This window comes from Paenibacillus xylanexedens (genome assembly GCF_007680605.1).
Taxonomy (GTDB): Bacteria; Bacillota; Bacilli; order Paenibacillales; family Paenibacillaceae; genus Paenibacillus; species Paenibacillus xylanexedens_B.
In genome coordinates, this window is sequence record NZ_VEIO01000072.1 from 1 (window position 1) to 332 (window position 332).

Below are 332 nucleotides of genomic sequence, written 5' to 3' on the forward strand. Positions count from 1 at the left end.
TGAATCACTTGCTCTTTCTTCGCCCGCTCTTCCAAGTCTTTGCGCTCGGATTCCTTTTTGAGTGGAACCAGACGGAAGTACAAGTCTTGATCGAATCCGGCGAAAGACTGCGCAGGTATCGAAATAACTGCATTCTCTGTCGAGATTTCCAGTTTCATCGAACCGTCGCTCAAATCTTTGACAGCTGTTTTAGGAATTTCAACCCGAGTCTCAGACACAGCATCTTTCGAATCTGGAATCACAATGCGTGCCGTATTGCTACCCAATTGTTTTGCTTTTTCAACCGATTCCTTGGCAATGGCATCTGTCATTTTGACCAAATCTTTAACCGT

Annotated in this window: 1 pseudogene; it reads right to left on the bottom strand. The window is 44.9% G+C overall.

What is annotated here, in order from left to right:
• Nucleotides 1-311, bottom strand: a pseudogene (locus tag FS818_RS29040) (S-layer homology domain-containing protein); the annotation flags it as partial.
• Nucleotides 312-332: the final 21 nt, after the last annotated feature.